This is a genomic window from Streptomyces sp. NPDC002690 (genome assembly GCF_053592415.1).
The window spans coordinates 1-21,542 of sequence record NZ_JBSFVR010000059.1 but is presented as its reverse complement, the minus strand read 5'-3'; the positions used below and the strand labels follow the sequence as shown (position 1 = coordinate 21,542).

General features: G+C 72.9%; 22 protein-coding genes and 1 riboswitch. Of the genes, 13 read left to right on the top strand and 9 right to left on the bottom strand.

Features of this window, described 5'->3' with window-relative positions; all coding sequences use genetic code 11:
- Nucleotides 1-112 precede the first annotated feature (112 nt).
- From ACWD3D_RS10980 to ACWD3D_RS10960, 5 genes are all read left to right on the top strand, one after another.
- The gene (locus ACWD3D_RS10980) at nucleotides 113-562 is read left to right on the top strand and encodes an SRPBCC family protein (protein WP_451460587.1); all 450 of its coding nucleotides are present in this window, start codon (nucleotides 113-115) and stop codon (nucleotides 560-562) included.
- A gap of 4 nt (nucleotides 563-566) precedes the next feature.
- Nucleotides 567-1,796, top strand: coding sequence for an ArsA family ATPase (locus tag ACWD3D_RS10975; protein ID WP_451460586.1), 1,230 nt, complete (start codon nucleotides 567-569; stop codon nucleotides 1,794-1,796).
- A 107-nt stretch (nucleotides 1,797-1,903) separates the two neighbouring features.
- On the top strand, nucleotides 1,904-2,395 hold the full coding sequence (locus ACWD3D_RS10970) for a DUF5304 domain-containing protein (protein WP_451460585.1): 492 nt from the start codon (nucleotides 1,904-1,906) through the stop codon (nucleotides 2,393-2,395).
- A 74-nt stretch (nucleotides 2,396-2,469) separates the two neighbouring features.
- Nucleotides 2,470-3,411, top strand: coding sequence for an ROK family glucokinase (locus tag ACWD3D_RS10965; protein WP_266703447.1), 942 nt, complete (start codon nucleotides 2,470-2,472; stop codon nucleotides 3,409-3,411).
- 76 nt (nucleotides 3,412-3,487) lie between these two features.
- Nucleotides 3,488-4,267 carry an endonuclease/exonuclease/phosphatase family protein gene (locus tag ACWD3D_RS10960; RefSeq protein WP_451460584.1) on the top strand — a complete coding sequence of 260 codons (780 nt, stop codon included), beginning with the start codon at nucleotides 3,488-3,490 and terminating at the stop codon, nucleotides 4,265-4,267.
- A 61-nt stretch (nucleotides 4,268-4,328) separates the two neighbouring features.
- On the opposite strand, the gene ACWD3D_RS10955 is transcribed toward ACWD3D_RS10960, so the two are convergent.
- Together ACWD3D_RS10955 and ACWD3D_RS10950 are read right to left on the bottom strand one after the other, a co-directional pair.
- Nucleotides 4,329-5,003 carry a hypothetical protein gene (locus tag ACWD3D_RS10955; RefSeq protein WP_451460583.1) on the bottom strand — a complete coding sequence of 225 codons (675 nt, stop codon included), beginning with the start codon at nucleotides 5,001-5,003 and terminating at the stop codon, nucleotides 4,329-4,331.
- Nucleotides 4,996-5,775 (bottom strand): alpha/beta hydrolase, encoded by a 780-nt coding sequence (locus ACWD3D_RS10950; RefSeq protein ID WP_451460582.1) that lies wholly within the window; start codon nucleotides 5,773-5,775, stop codon nucleotides 4,996-4,998. The genes ACWD3D_RS10955 and ACWD3D_RS10950 overlap by 8 nt, the downstream gene beginning before the upstream one ends.
- Before the next feature lie 225 nt (nucleotides 5,776-6,000).
- Here ACWD3D_RS10950 and ACWD3D_RS10945 point away from each other — a divergent pair, with 225 nt between their 5' ends.
- The 4 genes from ACWD3D_RS10945 (at nucleotide 6,001) to ACWD3D_RS10930 (ending at nucleotide 10,068) form a co-directional block, all read left to right on the top strand.
- Nucleotides 6,001-6,807, top strand: a complete 807-nt coding sequence (locus tag ACWD3D_RS10945; RefSeq protein WP_451460581.1) for a lysophospholipid acyltransferase family protein — start codon at nucleotides 6,001-6,003, stop codon at nucleotides 6,805-6,807.
- A 116-nt stretch (nucleotides 6,808-6,923) separates the two neighbouring features.
- On the top strand, nucleotides 6,924-8,147 hold the full coding sequence (gene macS / locus ACWD3D_RS10940) for a MacS family sensor histidine kinase (protein WP_451460580.1): 1,224 nt from the start codon (nucleotides 6,924-6,926) through the stop codon (nucleotides 8,145-8,147).
- Nucleotides 8,148-8,290: 143 nt separating this feature from the next.
- Nucleotides 8,291-8,935 (top strand): response regulator, encoded by a 645-nt coding sequence (locus ACWD3D_RS10935; protein WP_451460592.1) that lies wholly within the window; start codon nucleotides 8,291-8,293, stop codon nucleotides 8,933-8,935.
- Between the two features lie 128 nt (nucleotides 8,936-9,063).
- The gene (locus ACWD3D_RS10930) at nucleotides 9,064-10,068 is read left to right on the top strand and encodes a 2-hydroxyacid dehydrogenase (RefSeq protein ID WP_451460579.1); all 1,005 of its coding nucleotides are present in this window, start codon (nucleotides 9,064-9,066) and stop codon (nucleotides 10,066-10,068) included.
- Between the two features lie 52 nt (nucleotides 10,069-10,120).
- On the opposite strand, the gene ACWD3D_RS10925 is transcribed toward ACWD3D_RS10930, so the two are convergent.
- Nucleotides 10,121-12,016 (bottom strand): anthranilate synthase family protein, encoded by a 1,896-nt coding sequence (locus tag ACWD3D_RS10925; protein WP_451460578.1) that lies wholly within the window; start codon nucleotides 12,014-12,016, stop codon nucleotides 10,121-10,123.
- 355 nt (nucleotides 12,017-12,371) lie between these two features.
- Here ACWD3D_RS10925 and ACWD3D_RS10920 point away from each other — a divergent pair, with 355 nt between their 5' ends.
- The gene (locus ACWD3D_RS10920; protein WP_451460591.1) at nucleotides 12,372-13,718 is read left to right on the top strand and encodes a class II 3-deoxy-7-phosphoheptulonate synthase; all 1,347 of its coding nucleotides are present in this window, start codon (nucleotides 12,372-12,374) and stop codon (nucleotides 13,716-13,718) included.
- A gap of 157 nt (nucleotides 13,719-13,875) precedes the next feature.
- Nucleotides 13,876-14,142 carry a (2Fe-2S)-binding protein gene (locus tag ACWD3D_RS10915; RefSeq protein WP_451460577.1) on the top strand — a complete coding sequence of 89 codons (267 nt, stop codon included), beginning with the start codon at nucleotides 13,876-13,878 and terminating at the stop codon, nucleotides 14,140-14,142.
- 43 nt (nucleotides 14,143-14,185) lie between these two features.
- Here ACWD3D_RS10915 and bfr read toward each other — a convergent pair whose 3' ends face one another.
- Nucleotides 14,186-14,665 (bottom strand): bacterioferritin, encoded by a 480-nt coding sequence (gene bfr / locus ACWD3D_RS10910; protein ID WP_275494630.1) that lies wholly within the window; start codon nucleotides 14,663-14,665, stop codon nucleotides 14,186-14,188.
- A gap of 153 nt (nucleotides 14,666-14,818) precedes the next feature.
- On the opposite strand from bfr, the gene ACWD3D_RS10905 reads away from it, so the two are divergent.
- Nucleotides 14,819-15,451: a sulfite oxidase-like oxidoreductase gene (locus tag ACWD3D_RS10905; RefSeq protein WP_451460576.1), complete on the top strand. Its 633-nt coding sequence runs from the start codon at nucleotides 14,819-14,821 to the stop codon at nucleotides 15,449-15,451.
- Nucleotides 15,452-15,514: 63 nt separating this feature from the next.
- Here ACWD3D_RS10905 and ACWD3D_RS10900 read toward each other — a convergent pair whose 3' ends face one another.
- The 5 genes from ACWD3D_RS10900 to thiO form a co-directional block, all read right to left on the bottom strand.
- Nucleotides 15,515-16,381 carry a deoxyribonuclease IV gene (locus tag ACWD3D_RS10900; protein WP_451460575.1) on the bottom strand — a complete coding sequence of 289 codons (867 nt, stop codon included), beginning with the start codon at nucleotides 16,379-16,381 and terminating at the stop codon, nucleotides 15,515-15,517.
- A gap of 2 nt (nucleotides 16,382-16,383) precedes the next feature.
- A complete protein-coding gene (gene pknB / locus ACWD3D_RS10895; protein WP_451460574.1) occupies nucleotides 16,384-18,327 on the bottom strand; it encodes a Stk1 family PASTA domain-containing Ser/Thr kinase in 1,944 nt (647 codons plus the stop codon).
- Between the two features lie 133 nt (nucleotides 18,328-18,460).
- Nucleotides 18,461-19,255, bottom strand: coding sequence for a thiazole synthase (locus ACWD3D_RS10890; RefSeq protein ID WP_451460573.1), 795 nt, complete (start codon nucleotides 19,253-19,255; stop codon nucleotides 18,461-18,463).
- Nucleotides 19,256-19,257: 2 nt separating this feature from the next.
- On the bottom strand, nucleotides 19,258-19,500 hold the full coding sequence (thiS, locus tag ACWD3D_RS10885; RefSeq protein ID WP_451460572.1) for a sulfur carrier protein ThiS: 243 nt from the start codon (nucleotides 19,498-19,500) through the stop codon (nucleotides 19,258-19,260).
- The gene (thiO, locus tag ACWD3D_RS10880) at nucleotides 19,497-20,759 is read right to left on the bottom strand and encodes a glycine oxidase ThiO (RefSeq protein WP_451460571.1); all 1,263 of its coding nucleotides are present in this window, start codon (nucleotides 20,757-20,759) and stop codon (nucleotides 19,497-19,499) included. Before thiO ends, thiS begins: the two co-directional genes overlap by 4 nt.
- Nucleotides 20,757-20,868: riboswitch (TPP riboswitch) on the bottom strand. It overlaps the preceding gene by 3 nt.
- A 104-nt stretch (nucleotides 20,869-20,972) precedes the next feature.
- On the opposite strand from thiO, the gene ACWD3D_RS10875 reads away from it, so the two are divergent.
- Nucleotides 20,973-21,542 (top strand): FAD-dependent oxidoreductase (locus ACWD3D_RS10875; RefSeq protein WP_451460570.1); only part of this gene is annotated, 570 nt, incomplete at its 3' end.

Below are 21,542 nucleotides of genomic sequence, written 5' to 3'. Positions count from 1 at the left end.
CGTCGGGGTCCGCGAGGGACGCCCGCGCGGGGCGCTCACCCGCACGCGATAGCCTGCACCCGGCAGGCTCCTGCCGAGAACGGACCGGCACAGCGCATGGAGGGCCACGGCGATGGCTGAACACACCAGCTCGAGCATCACGATCGAGGCGGCACCGGCCGACGTGATGAGAGTGATCGCCGACTTCGCCCGCTACCCGGAGTGGACCGGCGAGGTGAAGGAGACCGAGGTGCTCGCCACCGACGACCAGGGCCGCGCCGAGCAGGTCCGCCTGGTCCTCGACGCCGGAGCCATCAAGGACGACCACGTCCTCGCCTACACCTGGAACGGCGACCACGAGGTCAGCTGGAGCCTCGTCAAGTCCCAGATGCTGCGCGCGCTCGACGGCACCTACGCGCTGGAGCCCCTCGCCGGCGGCGAGCGCACCGAGGTCACCTACCGGCTCGCCGTCGACGTCAAGATCCCGCTCCTCGGCATGATCAAGCGCAAGGCGGAGAAGGTCATCATCGACCGCGCGCTGGCCGGTCTGAAGAAGCGCGTCGAGTCCGCCCCCCAGGGCTGACCCGGTGCGCACGGTCCTGGTCACCGGGCCCGGCGGCGCCGGCACCACCACGGTCGCGGCAGCCACCGCACGGGCCTCGGCCCGGGCCGGCCGCCGCACCCTCCTGGTCACCCGCGATCACGTGCCCGGCTTCCCGGACGATCCCGGGCCCGTCGCCGCCGACGATCTCCTGGACCACGCGCGGACCGACTCGGGCGCCCACTTCCGCGCCGAACTCCTCGCCCTCCAGGAACGCGCCGCCACCGCCTTCGAGCTCCTGGGCGCCGGCCGCATGGACGCCGAGGAGCTCACCGAACTCCCCGGCAGCGCCGAACTCGCCCTCCTGCACACCCTGCGCCGGGCCGCCGCCGGCGACTGGTCCCAGGCCCGTTACGACACCCTCGTCGTCGCCCTGCCGCCGCTGCCCGAGGCCATCGCCCTGCTCGCCCTGCCCGCACAGTTGCGCCGCTACCTGCGCCGGCTGCTGCCCCCCGAGCGGCAGGCCGCCCGCGCGCTGCGCCCGGTGCTGGCCCAGCTCGCCGGGGTCCCGATGCCCGCGCAGTGGCTGTACGCCGCCGCCGCCCGCAAGGACGCCGAACTCGCCGAGGCCGAGGCGCTGATCCAGGACCGCTCGACCACGCTGCGACTGGTCGCGGAGCCGGGGCCCGCAGCCGAGGACGCCCTGCGCGTCGCCCGTACCGGTTTCGCCCTGCACGGACTACGCACCGACCTGCTGGTCGCCAACCGGGTGCTGCCGCGCCACTCCGCGGACCCCTGGTTCGCCGCACTCGCCGCCCAGCAGGAGAAGACCCTCACCCGCTGGTACGAGGACCGGGCACCGGAGACCGCCGCTTCCGGCGGAGCCGCCCCCTCCGGCGAGGCGCTGTACGAGGCCCCGCACCTCGGCCACGACCCGCGCGGCGCCGAGGACCTGGACCTGCTCGGCGTCCCCGCCCCCGACGACCGGCCGGCCGGCCGCGCCGACGACCCCTGGTGGACGGAACGGGCGGACCCCGACGGCCCCGACGGGCACGAGGGGTTCGTCTGGTGCCTGCCGCTGCCCGGAGCCGTCAAGTCCGGTCTGCGGCTCGTCCGCCGGGGCGACGAGATCCTCCTCGCCGTCGGCGACTTCCGCCGCAGCGTGCGCCTGGAGTCCGTGCTCCGCCGCTGCACCGTGTCCGGGGCCGCGCTCCGGGACGGTGTGCTGCGCGTCCGCTTCACCCCCGACCCGTCGCTCTGGCCGCGTACCCCCTGACGGGCCGGCCCGGGCGCTCCCTTCCCCCTCGGCCGCGTACTCCCTGAACGGACGACCTCCGTTCGGGTAACGTCGGTGGTACGTCATCCGCGTCGCAGGAGCCCGCCATGAGTGAAGCCACCGATCGTCCCGTCGACGGCGACGCGTGGGCCGACGCCTGCGCCGAGGACCTGGAAGCCGAGAAGGCCCGGCGCCGCGCCACCTACGGGCCGCCGCCCGCCTCCGCCGCCGAGGAGCTGCGCAAGCTGGTCGACGCGGTGGCCGACAAGCTCGGCGCGTTCTCCTCGCCGCTGCTCGGCACCGCCGCCCAGGGCGCGGTGCGCCAGGTCGTCCAGCAGGCCAAGTCCGCGGTCGAACCGGTCATCGAGCGCAATCCGGAGATCTTCGACCATCTCGCCGCGGCGGGCAACGAGCTGCTGGCCGCCTACCGTTCCGCGGTCGAGAGCCAGGAGGGCCGCTGGACGCGGACCACCGAGGGCGCCCACGGCGGAGCCCACCGCCCCACCGACACGCCCGGACGGGCCGCCGACGACCCGTCCGACCCCCGCGACCGGCCCTCGGACGGGCCTTCGACAGGTGAACACATCGACCTGGACTGAGCCCTGGCCGGAAATTCCGGCTGCCTTCTCGGGTACGGTTGACCCAGCGGGGCTCGACCGGAACTGAGGGATTCATGGGACTCACCATCGGCGTCGATATCGGCGGCACGAAGATCGCGGCTGGAGTGGTCGACGAAGAGGGCCAAATCCTCTCGATGTTCAAAGTACCGACCCCGCCGACGGCCTCGGGCATCGTCGACGCCATCTGCTCGGCCGTGGACGGTGCGCGCGAGGGCCACACCATCGAGGCGGTCGGCATCGGCGCGGCCGGTTACGTCGACGACAAGCGCGCGACCGTGCTCTTCGCGCCGAACATCGACTGGCGCCACGAGCCGCTCAAGGACGAGGTCGAACAGCGTGTCGGCCTCCCCGTCGTCGTCGAGAACGACGCGAACGCCGCCGCCTGGGGCGAGTACCGCTTCGGCGCGGGCAAGGGCCACGACGACGTCATCTGCATCACGCTCGGCACCGGTCTCGGTGGCGGCATCATCATCGGCAACAAGCTGCGGCGCGGACGCTTCGGTGTAGCGGCCGAATTCGGCCACATCCGGGTCGTCCCGGACGGCCTGCTCTGCGGCTGCGGCAGCCAGGGCTGCTGGGAGCAGTACGCCTCCGGCCGCGCCCTGGTGCGGTACGCCAAGCAGCGCGCCAACGCGACCCCGGAGAACGCCGCCGTCCTGCTGTCGCTCGGTGACGGCACGGTCGAGGGCATCGAGGGCAAGCACATCAGCGAGGCGGCCCGACAGGGCGACGCGGTGGCCATCGACTCGTTCCGCGAGCTGGCCCGTTGGGCCGGCGCGGGCCTGGCCGACCTGGCCTCCCTCTTCGACCCGTCCGCCTTCATCGTCGGCGGCGGGGTCTCCGACGAGGGCGAGCTGGTCCTGGACCCGATCCGCAAGTCGTTCCGCCGCTGGCTGATCGGCGGCGAGTGGCGTCCGCACGCCCAGGTCCTCGCCGCCCAGCTCGGCGGCAAGGCCGGACTGGTCGGCGCCGCCGACCTGGCCCGCCAGGGCTGATCCACCGCACACGATCCGAACGGACGCCCGTTGTGCCCCCAGGGGCACGGCGGGCGTCCGTCGTATCGTGGCCCGCATGGTTCTGACGCCGCTGCCCGACTCCCGTACCGAGGACGACGGATCGGCCGTCGTCCGCGTCCTCAGCTACAACATCCGCTCGATGCGCGACGACCCTGCCGCACTGGCCCGCGTCATCCGCGCCTGCGCCCCCGACCTGGTGTTCGTCCAGGAGGCGCCGCGCTTCTTCCGCTGGCGCAAGGCCGCCGCCCGGCTCGCCGCCGCGACCGACCTGGTCATTCTCTCCGGCGGCGCCACCGCCGCCGGCTCCCTGCTGCTCTGCTCCCTGCGCGCCACCGTCGAGCGCACCGAGGACGTTCTGCTGCCCCGCACTCCCGGGCTGCACCGCAGGGGCTTCGCCACGGCCGTGGTCCGGATCGCAGGGACCCGGCTCGGCGTCGTCGGCTGCCATCTGAGCCTGCGGCCGGACGAACGCCTCGCCCAGGCGAAGGCGCTGCTGGAGCGGGTGGAAGCGATGGGCGCGGAGCACACGGTGGTGGGTGGCGACCTCAACGACGTACCGCCGGGAGGGGCGTTCCGGCTGCTCGCGGGGCGGCTCCAGGACGCCCGTGAGGTCCGGCCCTGGGGAGAGGAGGACACCTTCCCGTCCGACGGGCCGGTGCGCCGGGTCGACGCCGTACTCGCCACCGGGGGCATCGAGGTCCTCGGCTGCGGGGTTCCGGCCGGGCTGCCCGGCGTGGCCGAATCCGATCTGCGGGCGGCCACGGACCATCTGCCGGTCCTGGCCGCCCTCCGGGTGCCTGCCGCTGCCCTCCGGTCCGGCGGTCAGCCGGCCTGACCGGCCGGGCGGTCAGGCCGGCACCGGTCGGCGGTGCGGGGTGCCCGGCCTGTCCGACGGGTCAGACGACGGCGCCGTGCCCCGGGTCGCCCAGGTCCTCGTCGTCGTCGTGGGGCATCCGGGCCACCAGCGTCGCGCAGCCGCCGAGGAAGCCGCCGATGCACACGGTCGTCAGCCACCAGGTCATCTCCCAGCCCAGCAGCACCGCGAGCAGCATCAGCACCGGCGAGCCGACGACCCCGAGCCAGGCGAACTTCGACGTGGCGTCGGCCTCCGGGAGCGGCGGCGGCTCGGGCGGCACGAAGTGGCCCTCCGCGTCGTCGCCCCCGTCGGACTCGCCGTCCGGCAGCACATGGTCGCGCGGGCCGCCGACGCCGGGCGCGAAGATCACCGAACTGCCCAGCCCGGTCTTGCCGTTGCCCTTGTCCGCGGGGGGCTCGGGCCGGTCCTCGTCGTCCAGAACGTTGATCAGGTCCTCGTCCGGCAGGGCGAGGTCCTCCACCGGCTTGAAGGGCTTGGCGCCCGGCGGGTCCGGCGGCTCCTCGCCGTACCCCGCGACGATCGCCGCCCACGCGGCGTCCTCGTCCAGCGGGCGCACCTCGTCGGGGAGCGCACCGGACGGCGGGGTCTCCTCGTCCGTGCTGCCGGGAATCAGGGGAGCGGCGGTCTGCCCTTCCGCCTGCGGCGGTTCGCGCTCCTCGTCACTGCCCGTGCGATCCGCGTCCTGCTCAGCCACCGGACGTACTCCCCTTCTCCGCGACGCCGGATGCGAGACGGGCGAGGAACCGGTGGCTCTCGTCGAAGATCCGCTCCGCGTCATGGTCCAACGTCGCGACGTGGTAACTCTGTTCCAGCAGCACCTCCTCGACGTCCCGCGAGGACACCCGGCCGAGGACGCGGGCCGAGTCGGCGGGCGGCACCACGTGGTCCTGCGAGCTGTGCAGAAGCAGCAACGGCTGCGTCACCTGCGGGAGTTCGGTGTCGACGATTTCGAGGAACCGGCGCAGCGAGTGGGCCGAGTGCAGCGGGACCCGGTCGTAGCCCACCTCGTGCCCGCCCTCCAGCGCGATGTCCCCGGCCAGGCCCTTCGTCGTACGGACGAGGTGGCGGGCGACCGGCAGCGCGTACGCGGACAGGCCGTGCACCTTGTTCGCCGGGTTGACCAGCACCAGACCGGCGACCGCGTCGCCGTGCCGCGCGGCGAGCCGCAACGCCAGCGCCCCGCCCATGGAGAGGCCGAAGACGAAGACCCGCGCGCACCTCTCGCGCAGTACGCGCAACTCCCGGTCCACCTCGGCGTACCAGTCCTGCCAGCCGGTGACGGCCATGTCCTCCCAGCGGGTCCCGTGGCCCGGCAGCAGCGGCAGGGACACGGTGTACCCGCGCGCGGCCAGGTAGTCGGCCCACGGGCGCAGCGACTGGGGCGATCCGGTGAAGCCATGACAGAGAAGGACGCCGACCTCTCCGCCCTCGTGGCGGAACGGCTCGGCTCCAGGGAGAACCGGCACCGGTGACTCCTGTTCGTGAGGCTGGGCTCGGGCGGGGGAGTGCGTGGGGGGCTTGCGAAGGGGCGTACGGGGCACCCGCGAGAAGAATGAGTTCACCGTACGCGACCGGGCCGACACCGACCAGGGCCGTCGCGCCACCGGGGCGGGGCAGCGCCCCGCACCGTGCGGTAACGGCGCCCCGCGCGAGGGTAGGGTCGGTGACACAGGACACAGGAGGCACCCGAGTTGATCTACGGCGCGATGCACTTCTCTCTCGGGGGATCACTGAAGCTCGCCTTCAGGCCGTGGGTCGAGGGACTGGAGAACATCCCCCTGACCGGTCCGGCGATTCTCGCGAGCAACCATCTGTCCTTCTCCGACTCCTTCTTCCTGCCGGCCGTGCTCGACCGCAAGGTCACCTTCATCGCCAAGGCCGAGTACTTCACCGCGCCCGGAGTCAAGGGCAAGTTGACCGCCGCCTTCTTCAAGGGCGTCGGCCAGCTGCCCGTCGACCGCTCCGGGGCCAGGGGCGCGGGCGAGGCCGCGATCCGGGCGGGCATCAAGGTGGTCGAGGGCGGCGGGCTCTTCGGCATCTATCCCGAGGGCACCCGCTCGCCGGACGGCCGCCTCTACCGCGGAAAGCCCGGCGGACTCGCCAGGGTCGCGCTGGCCACCGGCGCCCCCGTCATCCCAATCGCGATGATCGACACGGAGAAGATCCAGCCGCCCGGCCAGGTGATCCCCAAACTGCTGCGCCCCGGCATCCGGATCGGTGAGCCGCTCGACTTCTCCCGCTATCAGGGCATGCAGGGCGACCGGTTCATCCTGCGTTCGCTGACGGACGAGGTCATGTACGAGATCATGAGGCTCTCCGGTCAGGAGTACGTGGACGTCTACGCGACGGCCGCCAAGCGCCGGATCGCGGACGAGACCAAAGCGGCCGCCCAGGAACAGAAGCAGGCGGCCCAGGAACAGAAACAGGCCGCTCTGGAGCAGAAGCAGGCGGCGCGGGACGAGAAGCAGCGCTCGACGGAGCGACCGCCCGCACCGTAGCGGGCGTCGCCCGCGGCGCGGCGCGCGGGCCGCTCGCCCGCGGGCAACAGGTGCCCGCGGCAAGGGCGGAGAAGGAAGGTCCGGCCGACGGGGCACGGACCACGGGGGTGGGGGAGATGGCCGGACGCGAGCGGGTCGTACGGATGTCGGTGGAGCAGCCGCTGTGGCGCGCGCTCACCGGGTACCGGGTACTGACGACGGTCTACGCCCTGACGCTGGCCGTGATAGGCCGCGCGGAGTTCGAACGGCCCGCGGTCGCCTTCGGGTTCCTCGCCGTGATGGCGGTGTGGACGCTGCTCACCCTGCCGCGGGTCGCCAACGCGGCGAGCTGCACCCGGCCGTTCCTCGGCGCGGACCTGGTGGTGGCGCTCACCGGCATCCTGCTCACCCCGGTCGCCGATCTCGACGCCCAGCACCTCGACGGCTCGACCCTGCCGTCGATCTGGACCGCCGGAGCGGTGCTGGCCTTCGCGCTGAAGGGCGGCTGGCGGTGGGCGGCCTTCGCGTCCACGCTCGTCGCGGTCGCGAACATCGTCGAGCGCGGCGAGCCCAGCCGGGACACCTTCCACAACGTCCTGCTGGTCTGGGTCGCCTCCATAGCGATCGGCTACGTCGTCGAGGTCGCCCGGGCCAGTGAGCGCACCCTCGCCCGGGCCCTGGAGATCGAGGCCGCGACCCGCGAGCGGGAGCGGCTGGCCCGCGACATCCACGACAGCGTCCTCCAGGTCCTCGCCATGGTCCAGCGCCGGGGCAACGCCCTCGGCGGCGAGGCGGCCGAACTGGGCCGGATGGCCGGCGAGCAGGAGATCGCCCTGCGCACCCTCGTCTCCAGCGGGTTGCTGCCCACCACCCGGGTCTCCGAGGACGCCTCGCACGGCGCCGTCGTCCGCACGGTCGCCCCGGAGGAACCGTCCGACGACGCCTCCGACATCGATCTGCGGACCCTGCTCGCCCCGCACGCGGGCTCCCGGGTCAGCTTCGCCGAGCCCGGCGCCCCGGTCCTGATGCCGCCCGCCGCCGCCGGGGAGCTGGCCGCCGCCACCGGCGCCGCCCTGGACAACGTACGCGCGCACGCCGGGCAGGACGCGCAGGCGTGGATTCTGGTCGAGGACGAGCCCGACGAGGTGGTCGTCACGGTCCGGGACGACGGACCGGGCATCCCGGAAGGACGCCTGGCCCAGGCCGAGGGCGAGGGCAGGCTCGGGGTGGCCCTCTCCATACGCGGGCGGCTGCGCGATCTGGGCGGCACGGCAGAAGTGATCTCGGTACCGGGCCAGGGCACCGAGGTCGAGTTGAAGGTTCCGAAGGTCCCACGGGGGAAGGCAGGATCGATCCGATGAGTACACCGACAGCACCGGGCACACCCGCAGCACCGGGCACACCTGCAGCACCGGACAGACCCGCGGCGCCGGACACACCGAGCGTGGCCGGCGCACCGGGGCCCCGGCCCCAGACGCACGCCGACGGCACGGTCATCAAGGTCATGGTGGTGGACGACCACCCGATGTGGCGCGACGCCGTCGCCCGTGACCTCGCCGAGTCCGGCTTCGACGTCGTCGCGACCGCGGGCGACGGCCCCCAGGCCGTCCGCCGGGCCCAGGCGGTCCGGCCCGACGTCCTCGTGCTCGACCTGAACCTGCCGGGGCTGCCCGGTGTCCAGGTCTGCAAGGAGCTCGTGGCGCACCACCCCGGACTGCGGGTGCTGGTGCTCTCCGCCAGCGGGGAGCACGCCGACGTGCTGGAGGCGGTGAAGTCCGGGGCCACCGGCTATCTGCTCAAGTCCGCCAGCACCCAGGAGCTGATCGAGGCGGTCCGATCCACCGCGGTCGGCGACCCCGTCTTCACCCCCGGACTGGCCGGGCTCGTCCTCGGCGAGTACCGCAGGCTCGCCTCCGATCCGGCCCCCGTGGCCCCCGACGATCCGAAGGCGCCGCGCCTGACCGACCGGGAGACCGAGGTGCTCCGGCTGGTCGCCAAGGGGCTGTCGTACAAGCAGATCGCGGAGCGCCTGGTGATCTCGCACCGCACGGTCCAGAACCACGTCCAGAACACCCTCGGCAAACTCCAGCTGCACAACCGTGTGGAGCTGGTCCGGTACGCCATCGAGCGGGGCCTGGACGACGTCTGAGCGGTGTCCGGCGGCACCGGCCGGGCGGGTTGCGCCCCGGCCGGCGCCGAGCGGCGCGCCCGGGGACCGGGCCGTATATTCGCGGTGACCGGAGCATGTGCCGTACCGCAGCACCAACGGGAGACGTCGTGGAAATCCTGGCATTCGGTGTGCAGGCCGACGAGAAGCCCCTGATCGAGAAGGCGTTCGCCGGGAAGCACGAGGTCCGCTGCCTGGAGGTGTTCCTCACCCCGGACACGGCGGCCATCGCCGCGGGGTACGAGGTCATCTCCACCAGCGTCAACGCGGACCTCGGCGCGCAGGTCCTCGAAACCCTGGCGGCGGGCGGCACTCGGATGATCGCCCAGCGCTCCACCGGCTTCAACAACATCGACCTGGACGTCGCCGCGCGCCTCGGACTGCGCGTCGCCCGGGTCTCGTACTACTCGCCCCACTCCGTCGCCGAGTTCGCCTGGACCCTGGCGATGGCCGTGAACCGCAAGGTCATCCGCGCGGCGACCCGGACCCGCGACTTCGACTTCCGGCTCGCCGGACTCCTCGGCCGGGACATGCACGGCCGGACGGCGGGCGTGATCGGCACCGGCAAGATCGGCGAGGCGTTCACCCGGATCGCCCACGGTTTCGGCATGAACCTGCTCGGCTGGGACGTCGCCGAGAACCCCGCCTGCGTGGAGCTGGGCATGCGGTACGTCGAGAAGGACCAGCTCTTCGCCGAGGCCGACCTCATCAGCCTGCACGTCCCCCTGCTGCCCGCCACCCACCACCTCATCGACCAGCGGGCCATGGCGCTGATGAAGCACGACGCGATCCTCGTCAACTCCAGCCGGGGCGGACTGGTCGACACCCGCGCCCTCGTCACCGAACTCCGCTCGGGCCACTTCCTCGGCGTCGGCCTCGACGTGTACGAGGAGGAGGCCGGGCTCTTCTTCCTGGACAAGTCGCTGGAGGGCATCGACGACGACACCCTCGCCCGGCTGCTGACCTTCCCGAACGTCCTGGTCACCTCCCACCAGGCCTACTACACCGAGGACGCGGTCGGGCAGATCATCGACGCCACCGCCGCCAACGTGGACGACTACCTCTCCGGACGCCGCAGCGACAACGTCCTGGTACCGGCGGCCCCGGAAGGGTGAGCACGGTACGGGGGAGCCGGTACCCCGGGCGGGGGTGCCGGCTCCCGGGCGTTCAGCCGCGTACCGGCAGCCCCGCCAGCAGCTCGGCGACGATCGCCGAGCCCCGCAGCGTCAGCACCGACTCCGGGTGGAACTGCACCGAGGCGAACCCGTCGCCGCGCAGCGCGTGGAGCTCGCCGGTGGCCTCGTCCCGGCTCACCTCGATGCCGTGCGCGCCCAGCTCGGTCGCGGCCGCGTCGTCGCACCGCGCCGCGAAGCTGTTGTAGAACCCCACGGTCTCCGGCCGGCCGAACAGCTCGATCCGCGTCTGCGCCCCCTGATGGGGCTCCGCCTTGCGCACCACCTCCAGGCCCAGCTCCGCCGCGATCAGCTCGTGGCCCAGGCACACGCCCAGCAGCCCGTCCCGGTGGTCACGCACCAACTCCGCCGCGACCGAGCGCAGCAGCCGCATCTTCGGGTCGGACGGGTCGCCCGGGTTGCCGGGCCCGGGGCCCAGCACCACCGGACCCCGGTGCGCCCGGACGGTCTCCCGCAGCCCGGGCGCGTCGAACCGCAGGACCGACACGTCGAGCCCCGAGGCGCGCAGCAGATGCGCCAGCATCGAGGTGAAGGTGTCCTCGCCGTCCACCACCAGCGCGTGGCCCGACAGCACGGGGGTCCGCTCCTGCATCCGCAGCCAGAACGGCGCCAGTCCGCCCCGCCGATCGTCCAGCGCCGCCCGCACCCGGGGGTCGCCGGCCAGCCGCTCCCCCGTCCGCTCCTCGCTGCGCCGGCCCGGCCGCGCCCCGAGGGCCGCCAGAACCCCGGCCGCCTTGGCATGGGTCTCGGCGACCTCGCCGTCGGGGTCCGAGTGGCGTACGAGCGTGGCGCCCACGCCCACCGCTAGAGCGCCGTCCGCCGCGATGTCGGCGGTACGGATCAGGATCGGAGAGTCGAGGGTCTGGGCGCCGTCCGCGTCCTGGCGCAGCAGCGCCAGCGCGCCGCTGTAGTAGCCGCGACCGGTGGGCTCGTACCGCTGGATCACCCGGCACGCGTTCTGCACCGGGGAGCCGGTGACGGTCGCCGCGAACATGGTCTCTTTCAGCACCGCCCGCACGTCCAGCGTCGACCTGCCGCGCAGCTCGTACTCGGTGTGCGCGAGATGGGCCATCTCCTTCAGCCGGGGGCCGACCACCACCCCGCCCATGTCGCCGACCGTGCACATCATCTTCAGTTCCTCGTCGACCACCATGGAGAGCTCCTCGGTCTCCTTGCGGTCGCCGAGGAAGTCCAGCAGGCTCTCGACGGTCGGACCCCCGGCCGGGTAGCGGTACGTCCCACTGATGGGGTTCATCACCACGGTGCCGCCGGACATCCGGACGTGGACCTCGGGGCTCGCGCCGACCAGGGTCCGCCCCTCGGGGCCACCGGTGTGCACCACGAACGTCCAGTAGGCCCCGCGCTCGCCCTCCAGCAGTCTGCGGAAGAGCGCCAGCGCGTCCGCCCGCCCGTAGCCGGGGATCTCGCCCCGGAAGGTGCGCCGGATCACGAAGTTCGCGCCCGCGCCCTGCCCGATCTCGTCCTCGATCACCCGGCGGACGATCCCCGCGTACTCCTCGTCCGGCACGTCGAACGCGCCGCCCGCCACCCGCACCTCGTGCGAGGGCAGCGACGCGAGCACCTCGGCCAGCGGCAGCGCGTACGCCTCGTCGGCGACCAGCACCGCCAGCGGCGTCCCGTCGTCCCTCACGTCGAAGCCGCGCTCGGCGATCTGCCGGTAGGGCACCAGGGCCAGTGAGGGAAGCTCGCCCACCGGCAGGTCGGCGAGGCGCGCCACCTGACGGACCTCGCCGGTCAGCACCTCCACGGTGTCGTGGTCGTGACCGGGCGTGCGGCGGCGCAGCAGGGCGAAGGGCGGAGCGTCGTCCTGGAGGAGGCGGTGGACGAGACGGGCGGCGCGGTGCGGCATGAGGTTCCTTCCAAGGGGTTTCCCGGGGGAGAGGAACGGCTCCGCGAAAACGGAAAAAGGCCGCCCCTCGGGGCGGCCTTCGCGAAATGTTCAGCGCGAACTGTCAGCGGGCCGCCGTCGAGCGGGCCACCACCAGTTCTGGGTCGTGTGCGTGAACATGGGGCGATCCTAGCGGCACCCGGGGCCGTGCGGGCAACCCCCGCGAACCAACCGTGCGCCGTGCGGGCAACCCCCGCGACCACCGCGTGCCGTGCGGGAGACCACCTCGGCCCGGCGTGCCATGCGAGCGAGCGTCTCAACTATTGAGCGACCGAATGGGCGCGTCCCGTGACCACGTAGGCTGGTGGCCGTGACCGTGAACGCCAATACCTCCGTCGCCGGTGGCAACACCTGGCGAGACCTTCCCGCGGCGCAGCAGCCCGAGTACCCCGACTCCGAGGCGCTGCGCGATGTACTCGCGGACCTCGCGTCGTATCCGCCGCTCGTCTTCGCCGGCGAGTGCGACCAGCTGCGCGCCCGCATGGGAGCCGTCGCCAAGGGCGAGGCGTTCCTGCTGCAGGGCGGCGACTGCGCCGAGGCCTTCGACGCCGTGTCCGCCGACCACATCCGGGCCAAGCTGAAGACGCTGCTCCAGATGAGCGCCGTCCTGACCTACGCGGCGGCCGTCCCGGTCGTCAAGGTGGGCCGGATCGCCGGGCAGTACTCCAAGCCGCGCTCCAAGCCGACCGAGACCCGCGACGGCGTCACGCTGCCGACCTACCGCGGTGACTCCGTCAACGGCTTCGAGTTCACCGAGGCCGCGCGCATCCCGGACCCCGAGCGCCTGAAGCAGATGTACCACGCGTCCGCTTCGACGCTGAACCTCGTGCGGGCCTTCACCACCGGCGGCTACGCCGACCTGCGCCAGGTGCACGCCTGGAACCAGGACTTCGTGCGGTCGTCGCCCTCCGGACAGCGCTACGAGGCGCTGGCCCGCGAGATCGACAACGCCATGAACTTCATGAAGGCCTGCGGCACCGACCCGGCCGAGTTCAAGGCGGTCGAGTTCTACTCCTCGCACGAGGCCCTGCTGCTGGACTACGAGACGGCGCTGACCCGCACCGACTCGCGCACCGGCGAGCTCTACAACACCTCCGGCCACATGGTCTGGGTCGGTGAGCGCACCCGCCAGATGGACGGCGCCCACATCGAGTTCGCCTCGAAGATCCGCAACCCGATCGGCATCAAGCTCGGCCCGACGACCTCCGTCGACGAGGCGCTCGGCTACATCGACCGCCTGGACCCCGAGCGCGAGCCCGGCCGGCTGACCTTCGTCGTCCGCATGGGCGCCGACAAGGTCCGCGACAAGCTGCCGGAGCTGGTCGAGAAGGTCACCGCCTCCGGCGCGGTCGTCGCCTGGGTCACCGACCCGATGCACGGCAACACCTTCGAGGCCGCCTCCGGCCACAAGACGCGCCGCTTCGACGACGTCCTGGACGAGGTCAAGGGCTTCTTCGAGGTGCACAAGGGCCTGGGCACCCACCCGGGCGGCATCCACGTCGAACTCACCGGTGACGACGTCACCGAGTGCGTCGGCGGCGGCCACGAGATCCTCGTGGACGACCTGCACCAGCGCTACGAGACCGCGTGCGACCCGCGGCTCAACCGCAGCCAGTCGCTCGACCTGGCCTTCCTCGTCGCGGAGATGTACCGCGACCAGTAAGTCCGGAAGATCGCGGACGCGACCGTGGGGCACGGATCACTGTGATCCGTGCCCCACGGGCATTCCGGGGCTTTTGCCCACCCGCCCCGATGGGTAAGGTTAGGATTGCCTCACCGCGTCGGGAGGTGCCCCGCACGCTCCCCGGGAGGTGAACCGCATGTACGTCTGCTCCTGCTTCGGCGTCACCGAGCAGCAGGTCAAGCAGCATGCGGCGGCCGGGGCCTGCACTCCCCGGCAGATCGCCTCCGCCTGTAAGGCCGGCACCGACTGCGGTGGCTGTGTCCGTCGCATCCAGGCGCTGCTGGGCCGGGGTGAGTGCCCGCGCCGGGATCTGCTGGAGCGCCGCGCCGACCCGTTGTCCGCCTCCGTGGACCTGCCGGACGCCGCGGACGCGCTGGACACCGTGTTTCCCGAAGCCGCCTGACCGGAGCCGTACGCCTTCGCCCGGTCCTTGGGTATCAGCCCCGTCAGCCCTCCGGCTGCTCGATCTGCTGGGCGATGTAGAGGGGCTCGCCGAGCTTCTCCACCAGCTCCAGCTGGGTGTCCAGGTAGTCGATGTGGTGCTCCTCGTCCTCCAGGATCGACTCGAAGATGTTGGCCGAGGTGATGTCGCCCTTGGCCCGCATGACCTCGATGCCGCGCTTGAGGCGGTCGATCGCCTCCACCTCCACCTGGCGGTCGGCCTGGAACATCTCCGTCACCGTCTGGCCGACCCGCACGTGGAAGAGGCGCTGGTAGTTCGGGAGACCGTCGAGGAAGAGGATCCGGTCGGTCAGGATCTCCGCGTGCTTCATCTCGTCGAACGACTCGGCCCGGGTGTACTTGGCGAGCTTCGTCCAGCCGAAGTTGTCCTGCATCTTCGCGTGCAGGAAGTACTGGTTGATGGCAGTCAGTTCGGCCGTCAGCTGTTCGTTCAGGAACTCGATGACCTCGGGGTCGCCCTGCATCGCAGAGGCTCCTTCCAACCGGTGTACCGGACAGTTGCGCAGATCCTCGCACCGCACCCCCGGGGCGTCCAGTAAGTGCATGCTTAGTGCGAGTTGCCCCAGTTGCTTCGTTCCTGGTCAACACCACCCCTGCCTGTCTGTCACCATGGAGGCATGGGTCAGCCGGAAAGCGAGGGGTACCGCACAGCGGGGCAGTCCGAGCTTCCGCCGGGCCAGCGGCTGCAACGCGGGTGGCCGGTGACCCACTACGGCCCCGTACCCAAGTTCCGGCCCGAGCGCTGGGAATTCCGGGTCTTCGGCGCCACCGTCGACGGCGAGAAGCGCTGCTGGAACCACGAGGAGTTCTCGGAGCTCCCGTTCTCCTCGGTCGTCGCCGATCTGCACTGCGTGACCAAGTTCAGCATGCTGGGCTCCGAGTGGGGCGGGGTGCCCGCCTCGGTCGTCCTCGGACTCGCCCCGCCCGCCGCCGACGTCACCCATGTGATGGTGTGGGCCGAGTACGGCTTCTCCTCGAACCTCCGGCTCGCCGACTTCGCCTCGGAGCGCACCCTCTTCGCCACCCACAAGGACGGCGAACTCCTCACCGCCGAGCACGGCTTCCCGCTGCGCCTGGTCGTCCCGCACCTGTACGCCTGGAAGGGCCCGAAGTGGGTCCGCGGCATCGAGTACATGACGGCCGACCGCCGTGGTTTCTGGGAGGAACGCGGCTACCACAACATCGGCGACCCGTGGAGCGAGCAGCGCTACTCCTACCAGGAGAAGCCCGGGGACGGCCCGGAGCTCTGAGCCCCCGGCCCGCCCGGGTCCAGGCACTAGCCCCGGCCGGTTCGACGACCCACGACGGCCGGTTCAGGACCCCGTGACGGAGCCCCGCAGTTCCTTCAGCCGCGCCACGTCCGTCGCGTGCCCCTCTTTCCCGCCCGGCGTCTCGATGACCAGCGGCACCCCGGCCGTCGCCGGGTGCGTGAAGAGCTCCCGGAACGGCTCCGCGCCGATGTGGCCCGCGCCGATGTTCTCGTGCCGGTCCTTGTGAGCGCCCGCCACGTCCTTGGAGTCGTTGGCGTGGATCAGCTTCAGCCGCCCCTCGCCCACCGTCTCCACCAGCAGGTCCAGGGTCTGCCGCATCCCGGACGGGCCCGCCAGATCGTGGCCCGCCGCGTAGATGTGGCAGGTGTCCAGGCAGACGCCCAGCTTGGGGTGGGAGTCCAGCGCCTCGAAGTACGGCCCGAAGTCCCAGGTCCGCGAGCAGAGCGAGGAACCCTGTCCCGCGGTGGACTCCAGCAGGAGATCGGGATCGTCGTCACGGGTCAGCTCGTCCAGCAGCGGGAGCATGTGGTCACGCACCTGCGCCAGCGCCTCCTCCCGCGGCCGCCCGCCCGTCGCCGAACCGGTGTGGACGACGACGCCCAGCGCACCGATCTCGCGCGCCCTGCGCAGTGAGTGCCGCAGGGACTCCACGGACTTCTCCACGGTCGCCTCGGTGTGCGAGCCGAAGTTGATCAGGTACGGGGCGTGCACGTACACCGGCATGTCCCGGGCCGCGCACTCCTTGCGGAACAACTCGTCCTGGTCGGGCTTCCCGGCCGGCGTGGCCCAGCCGCGCGGGTTCGCCACGAAGACCTGGACGGTTTCGGCCGCCAGCTCCTCGGCGTACGCGATGCCGGTCTTCACCAGCCCGCCGGCCACCGGGACGTGTCCGCCCACCGGGTTGCGCATGGTCACAGTCCCTTGGTTTTGATGGTGACGGTCGATCCCTCGGCCGCCCGGCCGCCGCCCTCGACGGACTGGCCGGCGACCGTGTCGCTGAAGGAGAGGAACGGCCGGTCGACCTTGACCTCGAACCCGGCGTCCTCAAGGATCTCCCGCGCCTCGTCCACGTCCTTGCCGGTGACGTCCGGCACCTCGATCATCCGGGGGCCCTTGGACACGGTGAGCTGGACGGTGTCCCCCTCGGCCGCCTCGGCGCCGGGGTCGGGGGTCTGCTCGGCGACGTCTCCGGCCACCTCGGGGGAGTTGATCCGGCCGGGCTTCACCTCGGCCTTGAGGCCTTCCTCCTCCAGGGCCGCGGTGGCGTCCTCGACGGAGAGCCCGGAGACGTCGGGGACGTCGACGGGGGAGCCCTTGCTCACCACCAGCGCCACGGCCGAGTCCGGGTGGCGCCCGGTGCCCGCCCCGGGGTCGGTACGGACCACCTCGCCGCGCCCGACGTCCTCGCTGAACTCCCGGGTCACCATGCCCGGAGCCAGACCGGCCTCCTTCAGCGTCCGGCGCGCGTCGGCCAGGGAGGTGCCCGCCACGTCCGGGACCTCCACGATCTCCGGGCCGCGCGAGACGACCAGCTTGACCGACTCGTTGCCGCGGACCCGGTCGCCGGGCGCGGGGTCGCTGCTGATCACCGAACCCCGGTCGACCGTGTCGCTGTAGGCCTTGTCGACGGACTTCACGTCGAGCCCGGCCTCGTCGAGCCGCTTCTCGGCGGTCTCCTGGGGCTGGCCGAGGAGCGAGGGGACCTGGGTGAACTGGCCCGAGTTGATGTACCAGACACCGCTGCCGACCAGCAGCACCACCACCAGGGCGGCGACCGAGGCCCAGACCCCGCGGCGAGGGCCGCCCCCGGACCGTTCCGCCCGTCCGGACCGCCGGGGCCGTGCGGGCGCGACCGAGGCGTTGGCCGTCGCGGGCATCTCCAGCCGGCTCGTCCGGTGGGTGGTGCCCCGGTCCTCGGGGACGGCGCGCGGCAGCACGCTCGTACGGTCCTCGGCTCCGACGGAGCCGGCCGGGGTGAGCGCCTGCGGCGGTACGGCGTCCAGCTCGGCGTCGCTGAGCAGGGCCCGGGCTTCGAGGGTCTCGGAGAGCAGCACCACCGCGTCCTGCGCGCGGGCCCGGGCGTCGCGCGCGGTGGCCCCCGCGACCAGCGCGTCCAGCGCCGGGGAGAGCCCGGGCACGGCGGCGGACGGCGGGGGGACGTCCTGGTTGAGGTGCTGGTAGATGATCTGGGCGGCGTTCTCGCCGGTGTACGGCTTGGTGCCGGTCAGCATCTCGTACAGCACCACACCGCAGGCGTACACGTCCGAGCGGGTGTCCGCCGTGCCGTGCTCGATCTGCTCCGGAGCGAGGTAGGACACCGTGCCCAGCAGGGAGCCGGTGGTGTCGGTGGCGGTGCCGACCGCGCGGACCAGCCCGAAGTCGGCGACCTTCACCCAGCCGTCGTCCCCTATCAGGACGTTCTCCGGCTTCATGTCGCGGTGCACGAACCCGGCCCGGTGCGCGGCGCCCAGCGCGGCCAGCACCGGCTCCAGGATGTCGAGCGCGGCGCGCGGCTGGAGGGCCCCGCGGTCCCGCAGCACCTCACGGAGCGTGCAGCCCGCGACGTACTCCATGGCGAGGTAGACGTAGGCGCCCTCGGCGCCCTGGTCGAAGACGGACACCACGTTGGGGTGCGCGAGGCGGGCCACCGACTTCGCCTCACGGATGAAGCGTTCGACGAAGGAGGCGTCGGCCGCGAGTGCGGGGTGCATCACCTTGAGGGCGAGCACCCGGTCGAGCCGGATGTCCACGGCCCGGTAGACCGTGGCCATCCCGCCCACCGCGATGCGCGCCTCGACGCGGTAGCGGCCGTCGAGCAGCCGTCCGAGCAGCGGGTCCTGGAGGGTCGTGTCCACCCGACGAGTCTACGAGCCGCCGCGGACACCCCGGGCGCCCCGGAGCGGCCCCGGGGCCGTATCGCAGCCGAGCCGTGACACGCCGGACCGTTCGGAACGCCGGGCGCTCCGGTCGGAACGCCGCCCGCTCCGGTCAGAAAGCAGGCCGCTCCGGGTCCAGGACCGCGCGGCCCTCCACCGGGGAGGACGCCTCGGCGAAGTGCCGGCGCGGGATGCGGCCCGCCCGGCGGGCGAGACGGCCGCCGTCCACCGCGTGCCGCATCGCCGACGCCATCAGCTCCGGCTCCTGCGCCCGGGTCACCGCCGAGGCGAGCATCACGGCCGCGCACCCCAGCTCCATCGCCAGCGCCGCGTCCGAGGCGGTGCCCGCCCCGGCGTCCAGGATCACCGGAACCCCGGCCCGCTCCACGATCAGCTCGAAGTTGTGCGGGTTGCGGATGCCGAGCCCGGAGCCGATGGGGGAACCGAGCGGCATGACCGCCGCGCAGCCCACGTCCTCCAGCTTCCGTGCGAGGACCGGGTCGTCGTTGGTGTAGGGCAGCACGGTGAACCCGTCGTCGACCAGGATCTCCGCCGCGTCCAGCAACTCGACGGGGTCCGGCAGCAGGGTCCGCTCGTCGGCCACCACCTCCAGCTTCACCCAGTCGGTACCGAGGGCCTCCCGGGCCAGCCGTGCGGTCAGCACCGCCTCGCCCGCGGTGAAGCAGCCCGCCGTGTTGGGCAGCACCCGGATGGAGAGGCGCTCCAGCACGGAGAGGACGGACCCCTGCACGGTCGGGTCCAGCCTCCGCATCGCGACGGTGGTCAGCTCGGTGCCGGAGGCGACGAGCGCCCGCTCCAGCACCTCCAGACTGGGGGCGCCGCCGGTGCCCATGATCAGCCGGGACGAGAACTCGGTTCCGCCCAGGTGGAAGAGGTCGTCGGACATGGTCAGCCTCCCTGTACCGCGGTGAGGACCTCGACGCGGTCGCCCCCGGCCAGCGGGGTGGCATCCCAGGCCGAGCGCGGCACCACGCTCTCGTTGAGGGCTGCGGCGACCCCCGAGGGCGCCCGGGTGAGGGACGCCACGAGGGCGCCCAGGGTGGTGCCGGCGGGGACCTCGCGCGGGTCGCCGTTGACCCGGACGGACACCCCGGCGGGCATGGCGGCCGGGTCGGCCAGGTGGTCGGTCATGCGTACTGCTCCTCGCGCGCGGGGACGGTGGTGGGGGTGGTGAAGCGGTCCGGTGCGAAGGGGCGGGCCACCTCCGGCAGCTCGCCGGTGGTCAGCACGTGCGCCATGACGTCGCCGGTGACGGGGGTCAGCAGCACCCCGTTGCGGTGGTGGCCGGTGGCGACCAGCAGGCCCGGCAGCGCGGTCGGGCCGAGCACCGGCGCGTTGTCCGGGGTGGCGGGACGCAGCCCGGCCAGGGTCTCGGTGAGCGGCAGCTCGGTGATGCCCGGTACCAGTTCGTGGGCGTCGCGCAGCAGCTCGTACACCCCGCCCGCCGTCACCGTGGTGTCCCAGCCCATCTCCTCGCTCGTCGCGCCGACGACCAGCTCGCCGTTCTCGCGCGGTACGAGGTACAGGTCCTGGCCCCGCACCACCGCGCGCACGGTCCGGCTGAGGAAGGGGGCGTACGCACGCGGCACGGTCAGCCGCAGCACCTGGCCCTTCACCGGACGCACCGGCGGGGCGACGCCCTCCGGCAGCCCGGGGAGCCGGCCGCTGAGGCTCCCGGCGGCCAGCACGACCTGCCCCGAGGAGACGGCCGTGCCGTCCGCGAGCAGCGCCCCGGACGCCCGGCCGCGCGCCACCTCCAGCCGCTCGCAGGGGCTGCGGTGGAAGACCACCCCGGCCCGCTCGCAGGCCGTCAGCAGGGCGGTCGCCAGCCGGCGCGGGTCGACCTGGTGGTCGCCGTCCACCCGCAGCCCGCCCCGCACGCCCGGCGCCAGCATCGGCTCCAGCCGCCGGCACTCGCGCCCCGACAGCCACTGCGAGTCGAGCCCGGACCGCTCCTGGAGGGCGTGCAGTTCGCGCAGGTGAGCCCGGTCGTCGGAGTCCAGCGCCACCGCCAGGGTGCCGCAGGCGCGGAAGCCGGTCTCCCGGCCGCTCGCCGCCTCCAGCTCCGCCACGAACTCGGGGTAGCGGGCGGCGGAGGCGAGGTTGAGGCCGAGCAGCATCTGCTCGCCGTAGTGGAGTTCGGTGACGGCGGCCAGCATCCCGGCCGCCACCCGCGCGGCGCCGCCGCCCGGCTCCGGATCGGCGACCGCGGTCCGCAGCCCCGCCCGGGTGGCCCGCCAGGCGGTCACCAGGCCGATGATGCCGCCCCCGACGACGAGCACGTCGTACGCGGGCCCCCGGCGGCCCGAGCCGGTCGTGTCCCCGGCTGCCGTGTCCCCGGCCGCCGTGTCCCCGCCCGCGGCGGAGGACGGTTCCTGTGATGCACGCATGGGTGTCCAGCCCCTCCCTTCGCCGGCATGACCCGGATCAGGTTCGTACGGTCGGAGGCCGCCAGCCTCCCTCTCAGCCCGGTTCGTCCGGGCTCCCGCGAGTGTCTTCGCGCAGCCACCCTAGACCCCGCCGTCCGCGCGGTACGAAGGAGCCGTCGCGGAGGCCGGTCGACCCCGTGAACTGATGAAGCGTCAGGTGCTTAGGGTGGGTACGTGAGCGAACAGAGCGACCAGCGGGCGCCGGAGCACGGCGTCGTCATCGTCGGAGCGGGCATGGCGGGGGTGCAGACCGCCGTGGCGCTGCGGGACGAGGGGTACACCGGGCCCGTCACCCTGATCGGCGCGGAGCCCCACCAGCCCTACGACCGGCCGCCGCTCTCCAAGGCCGTACTGCTCGGCACCGCCGAGCACTCCGCCTTCGGCGTCGACTTCGAGGCCCTCGGCGTCCGCCTGCGCCTCGGGCTCTCCGTCGAGGGCCTGCGCCCCGCCGACCGGGAGGTGGACACCGAGGCCGGCCCGGTCCCGTACGACGTGCTGGTACTCGCCACCGGAGCCGAACCCCTGACGCTGCCCGGCTCCGAAGGGGTTCCCGGCGTCCACCTGCTGCGCACCCTGGACGACGCGGCGCGGCTGCGGCCCGTCCTCGCCGCGAAGCACGACGTCGTCGTGGTCGGCGCGGGCTGGATCGGTACCCGCTGCGCTCCAGCTTCCGTCCGTCGTACAACATGGCGGTCAATCTGGTGCAGCAGTTCGGGCGGCACCGCTCGCGCGAGCTGCTGGAGA